Source organism: Desulfosarcina cetonica JCM 12296 (assembly GCF_001311845.1).
Classification (GTDB): domain Bacteria; phylum Desulfobacterota; class Desulfobacteria; order Desulfobacterales; family Desulfosarcinaceae; genus Desulfosarcina; species Desulfosarcina cetonica.
Map to the genome: position 1 here is coordinate 1 of NZ_BBCC01000103.1, position 21,821 is coordinate 21,821.

Sequence of the window (21,821 nt, forward strand, 5' to 3'; positions counted from 1 at the left end):
CGCTCGGTGCCGACGCGGTGATGATCGGCCGGCCGTTTTCAGTGGCGGCGGTGGGCGGCCTGAAAACCGGGGTAGAGCAGTACCTGGACAAGATCATGCTTGAGCTGGAGCAGTGCATGGTGCTGACCGGGACTGCATCGGTGGCGGATGTCGATCCGGCAATCTTGACGGATTCGTAAAAAGCCCGATATCGGCGTTACGCGTCATCCTTCGTCACTGCGGCGTACGCCAAGTACGCCTCATTCCTCCGGATTCGCAAGCCTTGATCTCGGGCTTTTTACGAATCCGTCGAAAATACGACTTTTTACGAGTTCATCAATCCTGGTACGCTAAAACATGGTACGCTAAAACAGCGCGTCGACGAACCGCTGGGGTTCGAATTCCTGAAGGTCCTCCACGCTTTCGCCCACCCCGATATATTGGAGCGGAATATTCAGGCTGTTGCAGATGCTGACCACGATGCCGCCCTTGGCCGTGCCGTCCAGCTTGGTCAGGGCGATCCCGGTAATCCCCAAGGCCTCGTCGAACATCTTGGCCTGGGAAAGGGCGTTCTGGCCGGTGGTGGCGTCGAGCACCAGGAGCACCTCGTGGGGTGCTTCAGGCAGTCGCTTGGCGATGGTGCGCTGGATTTTCTTGATCTCTTCCATGAGGTTGACCTTGGTGTGCAGACGGCCGGCGGTATCCACGAAGACGATGTCGCTGCCCCTCGAAATGGCCGCATCGATGCCGTCGAAGGCCACGGCGGCCGGGTCGGCGTTGTCCTTGTGGCGGACGATATCCGCCCCGGCCCGCTCCGCCCAGATGGCAATCTGCTCGATGGCGGCGGCCCGGAATGTGTCGGCGGCGGCAATGAGGACTTTTTTGCCCCTGCGCGCCTCAAGGGCGGCCAGTTTGCCGATGGTGGTGGTTTTGCCCACGCCGTTGACGCCCACCACCATGACCACGTGCGGGCGGGTGGCGGCCACCGGCGGCGCCTCGGGCAGTGCCTCGAAATAGGCCAGGATTTCTTCCCTGAGGGCGCTTTTCAGCTCGTCGGCACCGGCGATGCGCGCGCGTCGCTTGGAGATCTTTTCCATGATCGCCAAGGTGGTCTGAACCCCCATGTCCGAGGTGATCAACCGCTCTTCCAGCTCCTCGAGCATGTCGTCGTCCACCAGTTTCTTGCCCAGAAACAGATCGTCGATATCGGTGGTGAGGATCTGGCGGGTTTTGGAAAGTCCTGATTTAAGACGGGCAAAGAGTCCGGAAGCGGGCTTCCCGGAATCCGCGTCCGTCAGCGCTGCTGCGGTGGCTTCACCGGTATCGGTCTCCGGGGGGGCCGCGTCGGTCCGATCGTCCTCGGCGATCGTTGCGGATGCGGCTTCCGCCGGTTTGTCCGTTTCCGGTGGCGTGCCGGCCGCCGATGGATCGGCAGCTTCGATGGTATCCTTTTTTTTCTTGAACCAATTCAGTGCCATGGCGTTCCTTCAAGACGAATTCGTCGGCAGTCCATTGATTTGTGCTCTTACTACGCCGTATGGGCCGTTTATTGCAAGCCTGATCACAATTTTTTATCAATGAGATACGCGGCGAGGTTATGCGGCGGTCAGGGACCGGGAGTCGTCTTTGCGATCCAGGTTGACCGACACCACCTTGGAAAGGCCTTTTTGTTCCATGGTGATACCGAACAGGGTATCGGCGAATTCCATGCTGCTCTTATTGTGGGTGATCATGATGATCTGCGACTTCTCGCCGATGATCTTCATCAGGTTGTTGAAACGCAGGACATTGGCCTCGTCCAGGGGGGCGTCGATTTCGTCCATGAGACAGAAGGAGGCCGGCTTGAGTAGAAAAATGGAGAAGATGAAGCTGATTGCCGACAGGGCCTTTTCTCCACCGGAGAGAAGGCTCATGCGGGTCAGCTTCTTTCCGGGCGGCGAAACCATGAACTCCACGCCGGTCTCCAGGGGATTGTCGGGCTGGGTCAGTTCCAGACGCGCGCTGCCACCCTGGAACAGGCGCGGGAAGACCTCTTGTAATTTTTCATTGATCTGATTGAAGGTCTCCATGAAGCGCTCCTGGGTGATGCGGTTAATTTTGCGGATCACCCGATGCAGGCCGTCGATGGCCTTGACCAGATCGTCGCGTTGCTCGCAGAGAAAATCGAAGCGTTCCTTCTGTTCCTCGTATTCGCGGATGGCTTCAAGGTTGACATCGCCGATGGTGGCAAGCTTTTGCCGGATGTCGGCCAGGCGCTTCTCCCATTCGGCGGCGTCGGGCGCATGGCCGTCCGGTTCGTCGGAACCGGGATGCTCCAGCTCGGCAATCGCGCAGTGGTAATACTCCTGGCAGCGGTTTTCCAAGTTCTCCCGCTTGATCCGTTTTTCGGCCAGGTCCATCTCCAGGGTACGGATCTTTTGTTGAACTTCCTCGCGTCGATTCTGGATCTCGCTGATCTGGGCGTCGCTGGCTTTGAGGCGCGCATCGATGTCGCTGAAGGTTTTCTCGTCTTCGCTCAGCCGGCTGTCCAACTCCGCCAGGGCCGTGTAGTGGGCCGCCAGATCGCGGGTGAGAATTTCGTTGCGTTTGCCGGAGCCGTCGATCTTCTCGGTTTTAGCGGCAATATCCGTGCTCAGCTGCTCCATCCGGCGGATGCCGTCGGCCTGAAAATCCTTGAGCCGCCTCAGGGTACTGGCGCAATTGTCCAGATTGGCGCTGGCCGAGGTGAGTTTGAGTTTCAGGTCCACGATCCGCTGATTATAGGCCTCCAGCTGCCGGGCGGTATCATCGATGCGCGCCGAGCTTTGGGACACACGCGTTTGCGCCGCCTCGACATCGCCGGCGATGGTTTCCAACAGGGTGTTGGTGCGCTGAATCTCATCGTCCAGGTCCATCTCCTCCCCCATGAGCTGTTCCTGCTCAAGGCGGACGATATCCAGATGGCGCCGGGCGTTCTTCAGGTCTTCGTCGGCACGGTAAAGGGCCTTTTCGGCCTCCATGGCCTCTTGGGCGGCCTGGCTTTTTTCGGCGATGGTCTCCTGGTGCCGTTTTTCAAGGTCTCGGACCCGCGCCTCCATCTCCGCCTGGGTTCGGTGGGCCTCCTCGGCTTGGTGGTCCAACTGCTCGCAGGTCAGCGCCAGGGCGCGGATTTCCTGTTTCTTGGCCAGGATACCGGAAAGCTTCTCCGGGCTGCCGCCGATCATGACCCCCTGAGGAGAGAGCAGGTCACCGTTTTGGGTAACCACGGTCTGCACCCGGCCGTTGCGATTGTGGATCTCGCGGGAGCTGGCCAGGCTGTCGGCCACGGCCACATGGTCCAACAGGGCGCCGGCCACCGGAGCAAAGCCTTCCTTGACGGTGACGTGATTCAACAATCGCTGATCGGGGTCGGGGCGTTTCTCCGGGCGGTCGTTCAGACCGCGAACAGCACCCACGGGAATGAAACCGCAACGGCCGGCCTGGGTTTGCTGCAGATGGTCGATGGCTGCCGCGCCGGCGGGTTGATCCTGTACCAGGATGTACTGCAGGGATTCGCCCAGGGCTGCTTCCACGGCGGTTTCCCAACCGGGTGCCGGCTCGATGACATCGGCCAGGAGCCCGACGATGCCGCCCAGGGAAGCCTGGCCGGTCCCGGTCCCGGTCCCAGGGTCAGGGGCTGCTTCGCGGGCGGCCTTGAGCACCGCTTTGACGCCGTCCTTGTACCAGTCCAGGTTGGTTTCCATTTTCTTCAGGGCCACCAGGCTGCTGCGGGCCTTGTTTCGTTCCATCTCCAGGGTCTGGGTGGTCTTGACCTGGGCGGAGAGATCGGCGATGGCGCCATTTAATTCGGTTTTCAAGGTCCCGATCCGATCCTCCAGGTCGCGGATGTCGTTTTTGACCTGCTGCAGTTCGGCATCGGCGGTCTCGCGGCGGGTGCCGGCCTCGCGGACGGCCTTTTCTGCCAGGGCGGTCTCCTCGTCGATGCGGCGCAGGCGGCGCTTGAGGGATTCGCGATTGTTGGCCGCATTCTGCTGGCTGTTTTTCACGCGCGCCTCTTCGGCGACCATTCTCATCAGCTCGCTCTTGGCGGTCTCCATGGCCTGGTTCAGGCTGTCGACGGTTCCGCGCAGGGCGGCCGAATCGGCGTTTTCGCGGGCAATCGCCTCGCGCAACTCGGCGGTTTGGATGTTGAGGGCGGCGTGTTGCTGCTGCACCTGGTCGATTTCGCCCACCATGGTGCCGTTTTTGGCGGCAAGGTCGGTGCGCGCCGCTTCCAGTTCGGTCACTTCGCGCTCCAGCCGTTCACGATCGCTCTTCAAATGGGCCAGGTCGGCTCCATGCGGTCGATCTTGCGCTGGATCTCGAACTTGCGGGATTTCTGGGAAGCGATATCGCGATCTTTTTCAAAACGACGCAACTTGATCGCTTCGATGGCCGCGTCGATTTTTTTCAACTGGGTGTTCTGACCCAGCGCTTCGTCTCGCAGGACGGTGAGCATCGAAGCCGTGTCGTTCATTTGGCGGCGCAGGTCGTCGTCCTGGTAGCGCAGGAGCCGGACGTCGATCTGGCGGGCTTCGGCCTTGAGCGTTTTGAACCGTTCGGCTTTCTGGGCCTGGCGTTTCAGGCCGGCCATCTGACGGTCGATTTCGGTGATGATGTCCTTGACGCGCAAGAGGTTTTGGTTGGTGGCCTCCACCTTGCGCAGGGCTTCGGTCTTGCGCATTTTATAGCGCGTGACGCCGGCCGCCTCCTCGATGAACACCCGGCGTTCATCCGGTCCGGCGTCGGTGATGGCGCCGATGTTGCCCTGCTGGATGACCGCGTAAGTGCGCGCACCGGCACCGCTGCCCATGAAGATGTTGTGGATATCCTTGAGCCGGCAGGGTTGTTTGTTGATCAGGTAGGCCGTCTCTCCGCTGCGGTAAAGCCGGCGCGTGACCATGACCTCACTGAAATCACGGTACTCCTCGGGCATGCCGCCGTTGTCGTTGACCAGGGTCAGGGATACCTCGGCCAGGTTCAGCGGCGGACGACCATTGGCGCCGGAAAAGATGATATCCTCCCTGTCCTTGCCACGCAGTTGCTTGATGCTTTGCTCGCCCATGACCCAGCGTAGGGCATCGACCACGTTGCTCTTGCCACAGCCATTGGGCCCGACCACCGCGCAGATGCCCGCCGGGAAGTTGATGGTGGCCTTTTCACAAAAGGATTTGAAGCCGACGATGTCGAGTTTTTTTAATTTCATGGGTGGTCGTGTCTGTCTACCCCTATATATGGGGTATAGTTGAATCAGTAGATACCATCAGGGTCGGGGGTTGTAAAGAAAAAAGCACAATTGGGCGTGGATAAGGATGGGTTTGTCCACTATATGTGGTGGAAATTCAATTTAATCGAAGATCGAAAGTGGGCGGGCCTTGAGCGCCTTTCGGCGGCCCCGCCCATCGGGTTATGGGGCCGCCGGGAACCGGTGATTATTTGGATAATAGCAGGTAGAGCAGGGCCATGCGGATATAAAGACCGTTCTGGGCCTGCTCGAAATAGCGCGCCCGGGGATCGTCGTCAACATCCTTGGGAATTTCGTCCACCCGGGGCAGCGGATGCATGATGATTGCGTCGGGTTTCATCGTTTTCACCCGTTGGGGGGTGAGAATATACCTGCCGGCGGCGGCCTGGTAATCCTCGGGATCGTGAAAGCGTTCCTTTTGGATGCGGGTCATGTAGATGCAGTCCGCTTCGGGGGTCACCCGGTCGAGATTGGTCTCTTCACGCCAGGGAACCTGATTTTTTTCCAGGTAGGCCTTGATATCGCCTTCCATCCGGCAGACCGGTGGGGAGACGAAGACGATTTCGACATTTTCATACTTGGATAAGAGGTAGGCAAGGGAGCGCACCGTGCGACCGTAACGCAGATCGCCGACCATGGCGATCTTGAGGCCGTCGATGCCGGCGAAGGCATCGGCGATGGTATACAGGTCCAGAAGCGCCTGGGTGGGATGCTGGCCGGCCCCGTCACCGGCGTTGATCACCGGAATGCGCGATATTTCCGCCGCCCGGGCCGCGCTGCCGGCCTCGTTATGGCGCATGACGATCACGTCGGCGTAGCCGTTCATGATGCGCGTGGAATCGGCCAGGCTCTCCCCCTTGGCGGCGCTGGAGAATTCGCGGGCATTTTCGGTGGTGATCACCGACCCGCCCAGACGCAGCATGGCGCTCTCGAAGGAAAAGCGCGTTCGCGTGGAGGGCTCATAGAACAGCGAGGCCATGATGCAGCCGTCCAAGGCCTTGGCGAAGCGGTGTTCACCGGCCAGATCGGCCTTCATCTGGTCGGCGGTACGAAACACCGTCTCCAGCAAAGGGCGGTCAAACTGCTGGGATTCGACGATATGATTCAAAGGAAAGGCAGACATGACAGGCTCCTTTTGGGGGTGGGTATGGGTAAAGGAATCGGTTTCTGATGATCCGTTCTTCTTGATATCCGGGGAATCGTCGGAGGCAGGTGACTCCGATGAGCCGGAGCATCGATCATGCTGCCGGCCGCACGAATTCCGTACCGGCCGTGCCGGCCACCGCCTCGGTGATCGATTCGAGGTGGGTGATCACCGCCCGGCGGCCGCCGGCGTCAAGGAATTGCAACGCCGCCTCCACCTTGGGCAGCATGGCACCGGCCGAAAAGTGGCCTTCGACGATGTGGCGGGCGGCGGTTTCGGAATCCAGGCGTTTCAGGAAGCGTTGATCGGGTTTGCCGAAATTCAGGGCCACCCCCGCCACGTCGGTGGCGATCACGAACAGGTCCACGCCCACTTCGGCGGCCAGGCGGGCACTGGCCAGGTCTTTGTCGATCACCGCATCCACCCCGTCGAAGGTACGGCCGGCACGCACCACCGGAATGCCGCCCCCGCCGCAGCAGATCACGATGAAGCCGGCCTCGATGAGGGTGCGGATCTCGCGCTTCTCGACGATGGTCACCGGCTTGGGGGAAACGACCACGCGGCGATGGCCCTTGGGCGTTTCGACCGTGGGGGTAGGGCAGGGTGGCGGCCTTTTCGCGGGTGAACGCCGGCCCCACGGGTTTGTCCGGCCGCTGGAATGCCGGGTCGTTTGGGTCGACCACCACATAGCTGATCAGGCTGACCAGCGGATGGTCATTGACGCCCATGGCCATCAGGCCTCGTCCAGGGTGGATTCGATCATGTAGCCGATCTGCCCCTGGGTCTGGGCCACGAGAATCTCCAGGGGCAGGCGGGGAACCGCCGCGCAGCACTCCTGCTGCAAAAGCAGGTTGCCCACCTGGGGACCGTTGCCGTGGGTGATGATGATGCGATAGTCCTTTGATAGACCGGCGATCTGGGCCATGGGAACCGTCAGGTTGGCGAATTGCTCCGCCACGGTACCGCCCTGGCCCTTGCGGATCAGGCGTTGCCACCCAGGGCGACCAGCAGGACCGGCTTGCGGGCAATCGTTTTGGGCATCAGGCCTTCCCGCAGATTTTCAGCAAAATCGCATTCTGGGCATGCATGCGGTTTTCCGCCTCGTCGAAGATGATCGACGTCTTGGATTCGAGTACGGCGTCGGTGGTTTCCACCCCCCGTTCGGCCGGCAGGCAGTGCATGAAGAGGCTCTCTTTGCCGGTGGCGGCCATCAGTGCGCTGTCCACCTGAAAGCCTTTAAAGCGCGCCTTGCGCTCCTCGGCCTGATCCTTCTGACCCATGGAGGCCCACACGTCGGTATAAACGATGTCGGCGTTTTTGACCGCCGCCTTGGGATCGTGGCGGATCTCGATCTGAGACAGGCCGGCCGCCTGGGTATCGGCAACGGTTTTGGCGTCGGGAGCGTAACCCTCCGGGCAGGCGCAGACGAAATGCAGGGGCAGGCGCTGGGCCAGCCGCAGCCAGGAGTGCACGATATTGTTGCCGTCGCCCACGTAGACCACCTTGAGGTCATCGAGGTGGCCCCGGTGCTCCAGAATGGTGAACATGTCGGCCATGATCTGGCAGGGGTGGTTGTCGTCGGTCAGGCCGTTGATTACCGGCACGCCGGAATATTCGGCCAGCTCGAGCACGTGGGCGTGGTCGAAAAGCCGGGCCATGATCACGTCGTTATAGCGGGCGATCACCCGGGCGATGTCCTTGACCGCCTCGCGCTTGCCGATGGAAATGTCCGACGGTCCCAAGTAAAGGGCATGGCCGCCCATGCGGAAAAAGCCGGTCTCGAAGGAGATGCGCGTGCGTGCCGAGGGTTTGGCAAAGATCATGGCCATGCTGTGATCCTTGAAGGGCTTGTAGTCTTCACGCCGCTTGAAACGTGCCTTGACCTCCTTGGCCAGGGCGAAGGTGGCGTGAATCTCATCGGCGCTGAAATCGGTAATATGCAGAAAATCACGTTTCACGGGGCAAATCTCCTTCTTCATCAAATTTAGGCCCATTTAAAGCTTGCTTGAAAACCCTGGATCAGGCCTGATAACAAGGCGGAAAACGGCTCGAAAGCGGAGCATACACCGCGTATGTGAGCATTTTGAGCCGTTTTCCAACACCGGTAGCGGGCCTTAGACAGGGTTTTTAAACAAGCTTTTTTAGCCGCGCATCACCGCATCAATCTGTTCCAATGCCCAGGTCACCTCATCCTTGGTGATGACCAGCGGCGGGGCGAACCGGATGGTGTTCTCATGGGTCTCTTTGCACAGCATGCCCTTGTCGGCCAGCCGATAACAGAACGCTCGGGCACCGCCGGCTTCGGGAACCAGCTCCATGGCGATCATCAGGCCGCGACCGCGCACTTCCTTGATGGACGGGCTCTGAATCTGTTTGAGGCCGGCAAGGAAATAATCCCCCATTTCGGCGGCGTTTTCAATCATCTTTTCTTCCGTGAGCACGCGCATGGCCGTGCGGGCGATGGCACAGGCCAGGGGATTGCCGCCAAAGGTCGAACCGTGCTCACCCGGCTGGAGCACATCCAGCACCGCCTTGTTGGAAAGCACCGCCGAGACCGGGTAGAAGCCGCCGGAAAGGGCCTTGCCCACCAGGGTCAGATCGGCTTCGATGTCTTCGTGCGCCTCGGCCAGAAGGCGCCCGGTGCGTCCCAGGCCGGTCTGGATCTCGTCCAGGATCAGTACCACGTGATGGCGGTCGCAGATCTCCCGGGCCGCCTTGAGGTAACCGGCCGGCGGGATGATCACCCCGGCTTCGCCCTGGATCGGTTCCACCAGAAAACCGGCCGTGTTGGGGGTGATGGCGGCTTCCAGGGCCGCGGCATCCCCAAAGGGAACGACCTTGAAACCCGGTGTGAAGGGACCGAAGCCGGACCGCGCCGTGGGATCGGTGGAAAACCCCACGATGGTGATCGTGCGGCCGTGGAAATTATTGGCACACACAATGATCTCGGCCTGGTCGGCGGGGATGCCCTTGACCTGGTAGCTCCATTTGCGCACGGCCTTGATGACCGTCTCCACCGCCTCGGCGCCGCTGTTCATGGGCAGCACCTTGTGCGAGTGGGTCAGCTCGCAGATTTCTTGATAAAAGGGTCCCAGCTGGTCGTTGCGGAAAGCCCGCGAGGTAAGGGTCAGTCGCTTAGCCTGTTCGATCATCGCCGCCATGATTTTCGGGTGGCAGTGGCCTTGATTGACCGCGCTGTAGGCGGCCAGGCAATCCAGGTATTTTTTGCCATTTACATCCCAGACCCAGACCCCCTGGCCCCGGGTCAGGATCACGTCGAGGGGTTTGTAGTTGTGGGCCCCGTATTGGTTTTCAAGATCAAGATAGGCCTGGGGCTGCATGGTATACCTCCTTTTGCGCCGGCGCCTCGGCCGGCGATGGGCGGTTCATGGTGCGGTTCAAAGCCATATCGGGCGCTGCAGATTGCACGGCCGCGGCATGATCCTATCGGCCGATCTTGTGCGGAACCATCGGCAACGGTTGCGGACGTGTCGATCAGCCGCAGGGAGAGAGCATTTCGAGCAGTTCCTGGGAGGTATCCCGAAGATGCTGGCTGAGCAGACGGGCCATGGCCCTGAGGATCTTGACACCGATGGCCGGGTGCGCCTCGCAGATCTGATCGAAGTGTTGGCGCGAGAGGGTTAACAAGGTGGCGGCAGTGCGCGCCTTGACCGTTGCCGTTCGCGGGAACTGGCCGATGATGGCCATTTCGCCGATGGATCCGCCCGGTGCCTTGACGGCAATCTTCTGCTCGAGCTGGCCGTTGGCGAGTTTCAGCACGTCCAGGGTGCCGTCGACCACAAAACAGATGTCCTCTCCCGGATCCCCCTCATTGAAGACGATGCCACCGGGCTCCAGACGCAGGACATGCATATGCTCACTGACCCGATTGAGTTGATCCGTGTCCAGTTGGGCGAAGATGGGAATACTTGCCAGACAGTCCATGATGGCCTGTTTAAGCAGATTTTGAGAGGCAGCTGGTGATGTCACGGGGCGATCTCCGGATCGAGAGAGGTTGCGGTTAGCCTTTTCGATAGCCCATGCCGGTGACCGATGTCAAACGGTAATGCGGGAGCCTTCGATCTTGAAAGGGTGGGTTGGTATCTGATACATCAGTAGTCCACACCGAGGGGTGACGGATTCATCAAACGGTGCGCCTTCAATTCAACCGCAGTTGGTGAAAAAGGAGTCAACGATGGATGTGCCATTGTCGCATGTGTTGGATTACGCCGTGGATGAAATGGTCGGCGGCGACAGGGACTATTTGTGGCATCATATCAAGCCGCATGGGTGCTTCCAAACCCAGGAACAGATGATCATCGTTTCGGGCAAGGGACTGACGGTGACGGATATCCGCGGACGAGAATACCTGGATGCCACCTCGGGCGGCGTCTGGTGTGTCAATGTGGGCTACGGCCGGGAAAGCATCGCCGCGGCGGTGGCGGCCCAACTGAAGAAAATGAGTTATTTTGCCGGTAGTGTGGGGACGATTCCGACCATCAAACTCTCCGCCAAACTGATGCAACTGCTCCCGCGCATGGGCAAGGCCTACTACTCCAACAGCGGCTCCGAGGCCAACGAGAAGAGCTACAAGCTGATCCGCCAGGCCGCGACGATCGACCCGCAGCGCAAGGGCAAATACAAGATTCTCTACCGCGACCGGGACTACCACGGAACCACCATCGCCGTGCTGGCCTCTTCCGGGCAGGCCGAGCGCAAAACCGATTTCGGCCCGTTTCCCGAGGGATTCGTCCAGATTCCCCACTGCCTATGCTACCGTTGTCCCTTTGACCTGACCTATCCGGCCTGCGATGTGCGTTGCGCCCGCGTCGTCGAGGAAATCATCCTCAAGGAGGGTCCCGACAGCGTCGGTGGCCTGATCGTCGAACCCATCACCGCCGGCGGTGGCATCATCGTTCCGGTGGATGACTATTTCCCCATCCTACAACAGATCTGCCGTAAGTACGGTATCTTTCTGGTGATTGACGAAGTGGTGGCCGGTTTCGGGCGCACCGGTGCGTTTTTTGGGCACCAGCACTTCGACGTGGATCCGGACATGGTCACCCTGGCCAAGGGCATGGCCAGCGCCTATGAACCGATTTCGGCCACGGTGGTCAAGCAACAGGTGTACGACATTTTTCTCAATGATCCGGCGGATCCGGGTCAGCGTCTCAATTTTTTCCGTGACATCTCCACCTATGGCGGCTGCACCGGCGCATGGCGGCATCCCTGGAGAATATCCGCATCATGGAGAGCGAGAACCTGGTGGAGAACAGCCGGGTGATGGGTGCCTATCTGCTCGATCGGCTCAGGGAACTGATCGATCACCCCAATGTGGGCGATATCCGTGGCAAGGGGCTCTTCTGTGGCGTGGAGCTGGTGGCCGACAAAAAGAGCAAACAGCCGCCCAGCGAGACCCAGGTGGGCGCCGTGGTGGATGCCGCCAAGGCCGAAGGCGTGTTGCTTGGCCGTACCAACAACAGTTTGCCCGGATTCAACACGACGCTTTATTATGCGCCGGCATTGGTCATGACCCGCGAGGAGGCCGACCGCATGGTGGCGGCCACCCAAGCCGGCATTGAAGCGGTTTTTGGTGCTTAGACCGTTGGCAGTGACGAAGGATACGCGCAGGCGCCGATATCGGGCTTCTTACGAATCCGTCAACCTTTCCCTGCCGGCCCATCCAAGGACCCCTCCACCTTGACGAAAACCATGACCGGGCCGCCGCGAAATCATTTTGACAGGCAGACGCAAGGCCGCTAATATTTGAAAGAAGGCCGCCGTCCAGAACCGTACAAGAGAACCTGCCCACCGCACCCGTATCCGTACCCCGCACCCGCCGCCATCCGCATGCTCAAGGCTGCCAGAATTTCCCGCGTATCCTTTCGCCCACGGGAGGTAAGGCATGCATCGACACCCCATTAACCCGGACGCCATCGACAATGGTGGGCGACGACGGGTGCGTGATCGGCGGGTGTTGATTTCCGGGCCGCCGGGGGTGGAGCGAAGAACCCACTGGGAACGGCGCAACGGTCTCGATCGCCGGATCCGGCGGGTTCCGGGACACGCCGTGGCGGCAGATTATGATTGAGGGTCGCCGAGTTTTGCCCGCACGCTGGCCACCTTATCGGCCATGTGCTGCTCCCGGTCCGTGCGGGTACCGAATTTCAGGGTCGTGGTGATCCGGGGCGCTCCCATGGCATGAACCACCTCGTGACAACGCCGGATGGCGGCAAACACCGTATCCCATTCACCCTCGATATTGGTTCCGTAGGCGTGCAGTTTGACTTCCAGGCCGGCCTCAACCAGAACCCGTTCACAGGCGGCCACATAGGTCGAGACGGATACGCCCACGCCCAGGGGGACAATACATAGATCCGCGATGACATTCATCAATCGGTTTTCCTCCTTCCCGTCGTTTGGGGGTCACGACGCCTTCGTATCACTCAGGAGCAGATGACAGCTGGTCTGGCGACAACAACCGGAGATTTCACCGCCATTGCTCTGGTGGTCCCGGCCGAGATGAAAGTTAAGCCAGGAAGAGGTGTGATTCAGCTCCCACATGCGCGGCGGCACGCATCCATGGCACATTTCGCTGACATTGCCGGTGCTGGCCAGGCGGGCGTGGGCGCGAAACCAGACACAGCGGCGGTCGGGGTTCACTTCGCACATGCCGTTGCGGCTGCCGCCACAGGCGCCGTTGCGGGTATGTTTGGGACACCCGGATTCGGGGCACAGGAACCCCACGTGCTGAATGGCGCAGTCGCCGCACCGTTGGCAGCCCAACAACGTCCGCTTGACCGGATGTTCGGCCAGATGCATGAACAACCGTCCGGCGATATTATTGTCCAGGGCCCGGCTGGCCAGCTTGTAGGCCGGTGCCAGGGGGGAGTCGAAATTAAAGAAGAGATTGTGCGAGTGGCGCATCAGGGGATAAAGCACCCGGTCGACCAACGGCATCGGTTGATGCTGGCTGCCGAAAACCGGTGTGGTCGCCGCGGCCGGTGGCGCCTCGCGAAAGGCATAGAACCGCCGGGCTGGGGATAGTTGAATTGGGGCAGAAACTGGATCCAGTCATCCTTGATGGCTTCCATGCGGTCGAGGATTTTTGCGACCATGGAAAAATTCCGGTGGATGCCGCCGATGTGGATACCGCGGTAACCCAGGCCCCGCAGAATGGCTCCCAGCCGGGCCGAACGCTCGATGGTGGCCTCGCGGCCGGCCTTTTTATCCTGCCACTCCCGCTTTACCGTCGCCAGCAGCGTATCGGTCACCACCGCCCCGGGTACCCGGCCCTGGTTCATCAACTCGGCCGCCCTGGGGGTGAGCACGTACACCGATCCCAGGTTGGCACGGCGAGATCCATATGCCGCTGGATCTGGATCAGCTCCATGAACTTGCGGGCATCGTAGCCCAACTGGGTAATCACGAACTGCGCGCCGGCGGCGATCTTGCGGCTCATTTTGGCATACTGAGCCACGCATTCGCCTTCGGTTTTCTTAAAGGGAGAGACCGCGCAGCCGGTGAAAAAGGCATCCGGATCACCGGCGGCGTTGATGCGCTGGCCAATCATCATCAGCATGATCTGCAGGTTGACCGAATCGAGATCGAAGACCGGTGCGCCTTGACCTCCAAACCCCTTGCCCGCGTAGTCACCGGTCAGGGCCAGGATGTTTTTCATGCCCATCATGGCCAGCTGCAGGGCCCGGCTCTCCATGCCCACGCGATTCATATCGCGGCAGGTGAAGTGGACGATGACGTCCATTCCGATGGAAAAGATGCGGTAGCCGATGGCATCCGGGCTTAGTGATGGATTGCCGCCGGGATTGTCCGTGATGGAGACCGCCGAGATGCGACCGTCGTTGAAAGCATCCCTGGCGATCCCCATGACCGTATCCACGGCTCGGCCGGTGGATTCCCGGCCGGGCACGAGTTCGAGGGTGACAACAAACTGCTCCGGATCCAAAATGTCGTTCTGAAAAACACGTAACATAGGCGATCATTCCTCCCGATCACAAAGTGATGGTATCGCAAAAAGTTGCCGTTTTGACGGCTTCGTAAAAAGCCCAAGATCAAGGCTTGCGGATCCTGAGGAGGGAGGCGTACTGGGCGTACGTCGCAGTGACGAAGGATACGCGTAACGCCGATATTGGGCTTTTTACGAAGCCGTCAAAAATTAGGCTTGAAAAAAGATCCGCACGACTTCTAAGCTGGTCCATTCGTTCCCGCTGGATCACTCCCCCGACCGAGCAGAAAGGTGACACCTGACGTGGATTCCACCAATGCAAACAAATGGCCGATAGTTCTGTTTTTTCTCACCAGTGGCCTCTTTTTCCTCGGATGCGTCTGGTATTTATGGGCCGGTAGCCTTCCCCCGGCCCCATACCGGGGCACTTCCCCCGATGCGAGGCCATCGGCTGCGACAATCCAGTTGACCAAGAACCGCGCCGCCGAAATAGATGGCAACCGGATCGTCTATCGTGGCCGACATGACGGCGACCTGCAATTGGACCTTTTCATTCTTGAACTGGATCCGCACTACGCATACCCCCTCCACATTCCGGAAAAATCCGCCCGTGAGGGATTTTTCATCGGATCCCGCTATTTCCGGCTGCTGGCCGCCAGTTCCGGCAAGATTTCCCTCCAGCCACAATAACCAAGGGGCAGCATTCAGGGGGAGCGACATTCAACAAATGCAGGCTTCCGGACGGGATTTAACCGGCCGACAGTGCTTTGTGGATCCACAACCGGGAAAAGGGGGCGCCCACCGGCAAAAGATCGTTTTCCATGCGATCCAGGTCGATGGTGATGTGCGGGTCGCCATAGGCCGGATCCCAGGGCTCGATGATAATCGCACCCTCCTCCAAGGGCAGCCACCGGGGGAGGATCACCGGCGGCCAGGGTTGACGCCGGGTTCGTTCGACCAAGCCTTCCAGATCGTCATGGGCCAGCAATTGGTGCAGCGTCACCAGGGTCGGCGGGCTCAGCGGCAAGGTGCCGGCGAGGTTTCGCGCCAGGGCCGCCAAAGGGGTGATCCAGAGACCATCGACGACCTCCCGGCCATCCGGCTGACACGTCTCGCCATCTTCCACCGCGGCCAGAAAAAAGTAGGTGTTGAAACGGTGGCGCAGGACCTGCGGGGTCACCCAGCGGCTCCAACGGCCCAGCCGGGAGAGGCAGAGCCTCAAATCGAGGGCCTGGATCCACTGCGAGAAGACCGGCGGTTCGGACGTTCTCGGCGGCATGCCGGCGCTATGCCCGTTCGGGGATGCCAGCAGCAGGCCGGCTTCCTCCCAGGTTTCGCGGATGGCGGCCACGGCCAGGGGCAGGCGGCGTTCCAGCGGCCCGTCCAGGGCCAGGGAGAGCCGGTCCGCGGGCAGATCCATGTGCGCTTGCCAGAAATCCACATCTATGTCATCGGCATCCACCCGTCCCCCGGGAAAGACATAACTGCCCGGCATGAAGGCACTCTTCCCGCTACGGCGCAACAGATAGGTTTCGATGGGGCCGCTTGACTGGCGGGCGAGAATCAGTGTGGCCGATAGGCTGGCGGGGAAATACCCCAGGGGTGCCGCGGTCATGGTGGAACGACGATCCTTTCAGCTGACGGGTTGGTGGTGGCCGTGATCGATGACGGAGCGGATGGCGTGGGAGAGTTTTTCCATGTTGAAGGGTTTCTGGATGAATCCATTGCAACCCCGCTCCATGATTTCCGCCGCATCCCCCATGCTGTAGCCACTGGCCAGCAGTACCTTGACATCCGGTTTGATTTTGCGCATTTGATCGAAGACTTCGCCACCGCCGATATCGGGCATGATCATGTCCAGAATCACCAGATCGATCCGTTGTTGGGTCTGGCTGAATTGAGTCATCGCATCCTCGCCGCAGGCGGCCTTGATCACGGTATAGCCCATCTTCTTGAGCATTTTGGCGCCCACGTCGAGAATGTAAGGTTCATCATCCACCAGCAGGATGGTTTCCGGTCCCTTCAGAATGCCGACCGGTGGCTTTGCCGGCTCCCTGACCGGTTCCTGGGAGACGGGCAGGTAGATGCTGAAGGTGGTGCCGCGGTCCGGTTCACTTTCGAAATCGACAATCCCATCATGGTTCTTGATGATGCCGAATACCGAGGCCAGCCCGAGACCCGACCCGCTGCCGAAATCCTTGGTGGTGAAAAAGGGATCGAAAATGCGATGGGAAATGGCCGGGTCGATGCCCCTGCCGGTATCGGTCACCGACACGCGGACGTAGTCCCCGTAGCTGACTTTGAAGGATTTGACGAAATTTTCGTCGATGGCGACATTTTGGGTGGAGAGGTAAAGATCCCCTTTTTCCGACATGGCCTGCCAGGCATTGAGGTAGAGATTGATCAGAACCTGTTCGATTTGGCCTCGGTCGGCGGCGACCAAACGAATATCCGGTGCAAGATGCTCATGGATCCGAACCGATTTGCGGGTCCGGCCGAACAGCGCGGCGGTTTCGGACACCACCGTATTGAGATTGACCGGCTTGACCACGTATTTCCCGCCGCGGGCAAAACCCAATAGCTGCCTTGTCAGATTGGCGCCGCTGTCGACCAACTGCTCGACGCTGCGCAGGTTTTCATAAAGCAGATGGTGCGGTTTGATCGACAGATACATCAGGGAGATGTTGCCCTGAATGCCCATGAGCAGATTGTTGAAGTCGTGGGCGATACCCCCGGCAAGGGTACCGATGGCTTCCATTTTTTGTGCCTGCTGGAGTTTGCGCTCCACGTTTTTCTGCTCGGTGATGTCGATGCTGACACTCTGGTACTCCATGGGGGTGCCGTCGTCGTCAAACAGGGCACGGTCGGTCCACTGGCGCCAGAGCGTCTCGCCACCCGGCGTTTGGGTACGCTGCTCATACGTGACCATCGGTTTGTCGGGGCGCAGGGACTTGAGCCGTTTTTCCATCTGCCGACGTTCGGTGGATGAGAAAAAGTCGAAGATGTTGGTGCCGGCCAGTGTCTCGTCGGTGATCCGGTACTGCTGGTAAAATCTTAGATTGGCAAAGGTCAGTTGGCCGCTCGGCCGGAAGCGGCAGACCATGGCCGGCATGTCCCGGGAGACCGAGCGGTAGCGATTCTCACTGTCACGCAGGGCCTTCTCCACCCGTTTGCGCTCCTCGATTTCACTGCGCAGTTGGGCGTTGGCCTGTTCCAGGGCCTCGGTACGTTCCTGGACCCGTCGTTCCAGGCGGTCGTTGGCCTGCTTCATCCCGTTTTCAGCACGCTTGCGATCGGTGATGTCATGGGTCACCACCACCGCATGGGTGATTTCGCCCAGATGGTTGTGGTAGGGGTTGTAGGTGACCTGATAGCAACGCAACTCCCGGCCGTCGAATTTAAACCAATCTTCGGAACTGGTGACCTGCCCGGAAAAACAAATGTCGAGCTTGGGCTTGATGATCTCGTCGAATTGGGTCTGGCCCCAGACCTCGGCCACGGACTTGCCCACCAGGTCATCCCGTCGCTGGCCCCGGGCACGGCAATAGGCCTGATTGACGCTTTCGTAGGTATAGTTGCGATCGATCATGGTGAGCAGCTGGTCGGCGACATTGGCGATGAACTGGACCTTGCGCCATGCCTCCCGCTCTTCCTCCAGGGCTTTCAGCTTCTGGCGAAGAGACCGATTCTCTGCGGTTAAATCATCGATGCTCAAGGTGTGCGTCATTTGTGGTCAATGTTGATAAGCGGCTGTTTTGCGTGGGTTATCGCAACATTCATGTCATCTTTTCATAAAACGGATGACCCCGTTTCGTCAACATGTGGTTTTCATCGACGCAGTATTGCGGGGTTGATGCGCGATGCGTCCCCCTTTTCCCTTGTTGTCGGCCGGGGGCGTCCAGGTCAACCCGGAGATTGCTATCATGGGGATTGTTAGAATCCGATCAGGACGCACGTTTTCTGTTGACATCGGCTGGGTCAACACTATATTAGCGCCACCAGCAAGCTGATCGATAGTCGAAGGTCCCCCATCTGGTGCGGTCATTGCCAAATGCGGGATCTTTTTTTTTGTCATTTTTAATTGAAGTCAACCAACTAAATCAAAACGAGTGCCGCCACGCGGCCGGGCCGACGCCCAGCATCAGAGGAAATCATGGCAACACGTATCGACAACATTCGGAATATCGGTATCAGTGCGCATATCGATTCAGGCAAAACCACGCTCACGGAACGCATCCTGTTTTACACCAAGCGGATCCACGCCATTCACGATGTAAAGGGCAAGGATGGGGTGGGAGCCACCATGGATTCCATGGAGCTCGAAAAAGAGCGCGGCATTACCATTGCCTCGGCCGCGACTTACTGCGAATGGAAAAAACACGAGATCAATATTATCGATACCCCCGGCCATGTGGATTTTACCATCGAGGTGGAGCGCAGCCTGCGGGTTCTGGATGGTGCTATTCTGGTGCTTTGTTCGGTGGGCGGGGTGCAGAGCCAGTCCATTACCGTGGACCAGCAGATGAAACGCTACAAGGTTCCCTGCATCGCCTTCATTAATAAATGTGACCGCAGCGGCGCCAACCCTTTTCGCGTCATCGCGCAGCTCAAGGAGAAACTGGGTCACAACGCCGTGGCCATGCAGATTCCCATCGGCCTGGAAGCCGACCACGCGGGCGTCGTTGATCTGGTCAGCATGAAAGCCATTTACTTCGACGGTGACAACGGTGAAAACATCCGCGTCGAAGAAATTCCGGCAACCCATGCGGATCTGGCCGCCGAAAAGCGGGAAGCCCTCATCGACGCCGCCTCCATGTTTTCGGACGAACTGACCGAAGCCGTCCTTGAAGAGGCTCCGATTTCCGATGAACTGCTTCTCGATGCGATCCGCAAGGGCACCCTGCAGCGTCAGATCACGCCGGTGTTCATGGGGTCGGCTTACAAGAACAGGGGCGTCCAACCGCTGCTTGACGGGGTTACCCAGTTGTTGCCCTGCCCCGGGGATGTGGAGAATCATGCCCTAGATCTGGACCGGGAGGAGGCCCAGGTGGCCTTGACTTCCGATCCGAAGGCCCCCACCGTGGCCCTGGCCTTCAAGCTGGAGGATGGACAATACGGTCAGCTGACCTACATCCGTGTCTACCAGGGTAAATTGGCCAAGGGCGATACGGTGATCAACGTACGCACGGGCCGCAAGGTCAAGATTGGCCGCCTGGTGCGCATGCATGCCAACCAGATGGAGGATATCGAAGCCATCTCCGCCGGCTACATCGGTGCCCTGTTCGGCATTGACTGCGCTTCGGGTGACACGTTTACCGATCCGGGGGTGAACCTGACCATGACCTCCATGTACGTGCCCGAGCCGGTGATTTCGCTCTCCATCGTCCCCAAGGACAACAAGGCCGAGATCAACATGTCCAAGGCCCTGAACCGGTTTTCCAAGGAAGACCCCACCTTCCGTACCTATGTGAGCGAAGAGACCGGCGAGACGATCATCTCCGGCATGGGCGAGTTGCACCTGGAAGTCTACATCGAACGCATGCGGCGGGAGTACAAGGCCGAGGTCACCACCGGCGCGCCGCGGGTGGCCTATCGCGAAACCATCACCCGTCGGGCCGAGTTCAACTACACGCACAAGAAACAGACCGGTGGCTCCGGGCAGTACGGACGCGTGGCCGGATACATGGAGCCCTTGGACGGTGAGGATTTCCTCTTTGTCAACGAGGTGACCGGGGGGGCCATTCCGACCCAATTCATTCCGGCTTGTGAAAAGGGCTTCCGCAACTGTCTGGCCAAGGGACCCAAAATGGAATTTCCCGTTACCGGCGTCAAGGTCGTGATCAACGATGGCGCGTCCCACAGCGTGGACTCGTCGGAAATGGCCTTCCAGGCGGCTGCCCGGGGCGCCTTCCTGGAAGGGTACGCCAAGGCCGCGCCGGTGATTCACGAGCCGATCATGAAGGTTGCCGTGGAGACGCCCACCGAATATCAGGGATCCGTGATGGGCTCCTTGAACCAGCGTCGCGGCATGATCGTGGGCTCCCAGGAAGAGGGCCCCATGTGTGTCATCGAATCCCAGGTGCCCCTGTCCGAGATGTTCGGCTATTCGACGGTGCTGCGCTCCCTGACCCAGGGCAAGGCCCAATTCACCATGGAATTCGCCACCTACCGGCAGGTCCCCCAGAGCATTTCCGAGGAGATCGCCAAAAAACGGCAGGAAGAGAAAAAGCGCGTTGCCTGATCACCCCGATTCGATCTCCCGCCAGTGAGAGGTGGAAGGTCGCCAAGGAGCAAGATGGGATCGGTCACCACCATCGGAGAAGATGCGGACCCATGGACGCCTGCCCGGCAACGGGCCCAAACCCATCATCCCGCATCCGAGGCCGCAGAATGGACCGAAAGGCCGAATCAACGGCGTATCGTCGATTTCACCCGGCGGTATGACCGATCAAGGATTATCCAGTTACGCGAGAGGAACCTGAAGATGCTTAAAAACGACCTGATCCTCAGAAACCCCCTGAGGCTGATGGGCCGCGAGAATGAATCGATCCTTCCCGAAGGGGGCTTTGGCGCCGTCCTGGCCCGGGCCGGGGTGGGCAAGACCGCCTTGATCGTTCAGGTGGCCCTCAACACCATGCTGCAGCAGAAGAATGTCTTGCATGTGAGCCTGAACGACCCGGTGGAGAAAGTGAACCTGTGGTACCAGGAGGTGCTCAACGGCCTGGCCCACCAGTATCACGTCCGCCAGATCAAGGAGTTGTGGGAATCCATCCAGATGAACCGCTTCATCATGACCTTCAAGGTCGAGGGCTTCAGCGTGCCCAAACTGGAAGAACGGGTCAAGGATCTCACCGAGCAGCAGATTTTTAATCCGCACATGGTCATCATCGATGGGTTGCCCTTTGATGACAGCCTGAAAACACCGCTTGCCGATCTGAAAACCTTCTCGGTCAAAGACCGGCTGCACCTGTGGTTTACCGTTACCACCCACCGCCATGAAGCACCAGGTGAGAGCGGCCTGCCGATCCAGCTGGAACCGGTGGCCGATCTTTTCGACACGGTCATCCAACTTCAGCCCGACGAGAAAAAGATCCACATCCGCTGCTTGAAGGGCGGGATGGGCGACGACCCGGCCAACCCCCACTTGCTCGACCCGTCCACCATGCTGATCCAGAGTCCTTAAATGACGCAAAAGACCCCATGCCATCGCCGAGCATTCCTCCGGCGGTGGCGGTGTTACCCATCAAATGGCCGCAATGCCCGCTAAAGGCATCGCGGCCATTTTGTTTTATTCGGTTCTCCAGAAAGCTCCAGTGATTTTTGATTAAGCAAGTATCGCATAAACCAAATCGCCGGAGGGTTCGTGTTAAGTGTAAAGTTTAAAGTGTTAAGGAAAGGAATACTGCCAATTTGTTAACCAAACGGATCCGATCCACCGCTTAACACTTAATACTTAAAACTTAACACTG

Annotated in this window: 22 protein-coding genes; 7 read left to right on the forward strand and 15 right to left on the reverse strand. The window is 59.5% G+C overall.

Going from position 1 to position 21,821, the window contains the following annotated elements:
* Window positions 1–179: alpha-hydroxy-acid oxidizing protein (locus JCM12296_RS36785; protein ID WP_172684011.1), on the forward strand; the 179-nt coding region annotated here is incomplete at its 5' end.
* Between the two features lie 165 nt (window positions 180–344).
* Here JCM12296_RS36785 and ftsY read toward each other — a convergent pair.
* The 9 genes from ftsY to JCM12296_RS20675 all read right to left on the reverse strand — a co-directional run bounded on the left by ftsY (window position 345) and on the right by JCM12296_RS20675 (window position 10,376).
* Window positions 345–1,457: a signal recognition particle-docking protein FtsY gene (ftsY, locus tag JCM12296_RS20640; protein WP_083456358.1), complete on the reverse strand. Its 1,113-nt coding sequence runs from the start codon at window positions 1,455–1,457 to the stop codon at window positions 345–347.
* 117 nt (window positions 1,458–1,574) lie between these two features.
* Window positions 1,575–4,277, reverse strand: coding sequence for a chromosome segregation protein SMC (gene smc, locus JCM12296_RS20645; RefSeq protein ID WP_054697426.1), 2,703 nt, complete (start codon window positions 4,275–4,277; stop codon window positions 1,575–1,577).
* A complete protein-coding gene (locus JCM12296_RS20650; RefSeq protein ID WP_054697430.1) occupies window positions 4,274–5,203 on the reverse strand; it encodes a chromosome segregation SMC family protein in 930 nt (309 codons plus the stop codon). Before JCM12296_RS20650 ends, smc begins: the two co-directional genes overlap by 4 nt.
* A 226-nt stretch (window positions 5,204–5,429) precedes the next feature.
* Window positions 5,430–6,365 (reverse strand): aspartate carbamoyltransferase, encoded by a 936-nt coding sequence (gene pyrB / locus JCM12296_RS20655; RefSeq protein ID WP_054697433.1) that lies wholly within the window; start codon window positions 6,363–6,365, stop codon window positions 5,430–5,432.
* A 115-nt stretch (window positions 6,366–6,480) separates the two neighbouring features.
* Window positions 6,481–6,945 carry an amino acid kinase family protein gene (locus JCM12296_RS45135; protein ID WP_246804640.1) on the reverse strand — a complete coding sequence of 155 codons (465 nt, stop codon included), beginning with the start codon at window positions 6,943–6,945 and terminating at the stop codon, window positions 6,481–6,483.
* A gap of 174 nt (window positions 6,946–7,119) precedes the next feature.
* Window positions 7,120–7,344, reverse strand: coding sequence for an amino acid kinase family protein (locus tag JCM12296_RS45140; protein ID WP_246804641.1), 225 nt, complete (start codon window positions 7,342–7,344; stop codon window positions 7,120–7,122).
* Window positions 7,345–7,426: 82 nt separating this feature from the next.
* Entirely contained in the window at window positions 7,427–8,344 is a 918-nt protein-coding gene (argF, locus tag JCM12296_RS20665) for an ornithine carbamoyltransferase (protein WP_054697436.1), read from the reverse strand.
* A gap of 183 nt (window positions 8,345–8,527) precedes the next feature.
* Window positions 8,528–9,727, reverse strand: coding sequence for an ornithine--oxo-acid transaminase (gene rocD, locus JCM12296_RS20670; RefSeq protein ID WP_054697441.1), 1,200 nt, complete (start codon window positions 9,725–9,727; stop codon window positions 8,528–8,530).
* A 154-nt stretch (window positions 9,728–9,881) separates the two neighbouring features.
* Window positions 9,882–10,376, reverse strand: a complete 495-nt coding sequence (locus JCM12296_RS20675; RefSeq protein WP_054697444.1) for a cyclic nucleotide-binding domain-containing protein — start codon at window positions 10,374–10,376, stop codon at window positions 9,882–9,884.
* A gap of 205 nt (window positions 10,377–10,581) precedes the next feature.
* Here JCM12296_RS20675 and JCM12296_RS20680 point away from each other — a divergent pair, with 205 nt between their 5' ends.
* The 3 genes from JCM12296_RS20680 (at window position 10,582) to JCM12296_RS20685 (ending at window position 12,477) form a co-directional block, all read left to right on the forward strand.
* Window positions 10,582–11,670, forward strand: coding sequence for an aminotransferase family protein (locus tag JCM12296_RS20680; protein ID WP_281492092.1), 1,089 nt, complete (start codon window positions 10,582–10,584; stop codon window positions 11,668–11,670).
* Entirely contained in the window at window positions 11,634–11,987 is a 354-nt protein-coding gene (locus JCM12296_RS47860) for an aminotransferase class III-fold pyridoxal phosphate-dependent enzyme (protein ID WP_281492093.1), read from the forward strand. Before JCM12296_RS20680 ends, JCM12296_RS47860 begins: the two co-directional genes overlap by 37 nt.
* Before the next feature lie 304 nt (window positions 11,988–12,291).
* Window positions 12,292–12,477 (forward strand): hypothetical protein, encoded by a 186-nt coding sequence (locus JCM12296_RS20685; RefSeq protein ID WP_054697449.1) that lies wholly within the window; start codon window positions 12,292–12,294, stop codon window positions 12,475–12,477.
* On the opposite strand, the gene JCM12296_RS20690 is transcribed toward JCM12296_RS20685, so the two are convergent.
* From JCM12296_RS20690 to JCM12296_RS20705, 4 genes are read right to left on the reverse strand one after another with little or no spacing between them, the layout of a single operon-like run.
* Entirely contained in the window at window positions 12,468–12,779 is a 312-nt protein-coding gene (locus JCM12296_RS20690) for an MTH1187 family thiamine-binding protein (protein WP_054697452.1), read from the reverse strand. The two genes, JCM12296_RS20685 and JCM12296_RS20690, sit on opposite strands and share 10 nt — an antisense overlap.
* Before the next feature lie 33 nt (window positions 12,780–12,812).
* The gene (locus JCM12296_RS20695) at window positions 12,813–13,346 is read right to left on the reverse strand and encodes a methylenetetrahydrofolate reductase C-terminal domain-containing protein (protein ID WP_054697454.1); all 534 of its coding nucleotides are present in this window, start codon (window positions 13,344–13,346) and stop codon (window positions 12,813–12,815) included.
* A complete protein-coding gene (locus JCM12296_RS20700) occupies window positions 13,313–13,717 on the reverse strand; it encodes a hypothetical protein (protein ID WP_054697457.1) in 405 nt (134 codons plus the stop codon). Before JCM12296_RS20700 ends, JCM12296_RS20695 begins: the two co-directional genes overlap by 34 nt.
* Window positions 13,690–14,379, reverse strand: a complete 690-nt coding sequence (locus tag JCM12296_RS20705) for a methylenetetrahydrofolate reductase (protein WP_054697460.1) — start codon at window positions 14,377–14,379, stop codon at window positions 13,690–13,692. Before JCM12296_RS20705 ends, JCM12296_RS20700 begins: the two co-directional genes overlap by 28 nt.
* Before the next feature lie 276 nt (window positions 14,380–14,655).
* On the opposite strand from JCM12296_RS20705, the gene JCM12296_RS20710 reads away from it, so the two are divergent.
* The gene (locus JCM12296_RS20710; protein ID WP_054697464.1) at window positions 14,656–15,042 is read left to right on the forward strand and encodes a hypothetical protein; all 387 of its coding nucleotides are present in this window, start codon (window positions 14,656–14,658) and stop codon (window positions 15,040–15,042) included.
* 58 nt (window positions 15,043–15,100) lie between these two features.
* On the opposite strand, the gene JCM12296_RS20715 is transcribed toward JCM12296_RS20710, so the two are convergent.
* Window positions 15,101–15,967, reverse strand: coding sequence for an NUDIX hydrolase (locus JCM12296_RS20715; protein WP_054697467.1), 867 nt, complete (start codon window positions 15,965–15,967; stop codon window positions 15,101–15,103).
* A gap of 18 nt (window positions 15,968–15,985) precedes the next feature.
* Window positions 15,986–18,067, reverse strand: coding sequence for a PAS domain S-box protein (locus tag JCM12296_RS20720; RefSeq protein ID WP_054697469.1), 2,082 nt, complete (start codon window positions 18,065–18,067; stop codon window positions 15,986–15,988).
* A 438-nt stretch (window positions 18,068–18,505) separates the two neighbouring features.
* Between JCM12296_RS20720 and fusA the strand changes: the two genes are divergently transcribed.
* Window positions 18,506–20,593, forward strand: a complete 2,088-nt coding sequence (gene fusA / locus JCM12296_RS20725; protein ID WP_054697472.1) for an elongation factor G — start codon at window positions 18,506–18,508, stop codon at window positions 20,591–20,593.
* Between the two features lie 54 nt (window positions 20,594–20,647).
* Window positions 20,648–21,535 carry an AAA family ATPase gene (locus JCM12296_RS20730; RefSeq protein WP_246804643.1) on the forward strand — a complete coding sequence of 296 codons (888 nt, stop codon included), beginning with the start codon at window positions 20,648–20,650 and terminating at the stop codon, window positions 21,533–21,535.
* The last annotated feature ends 286 nt before the right edge of the window (window positions 21,536–21,821 follow it).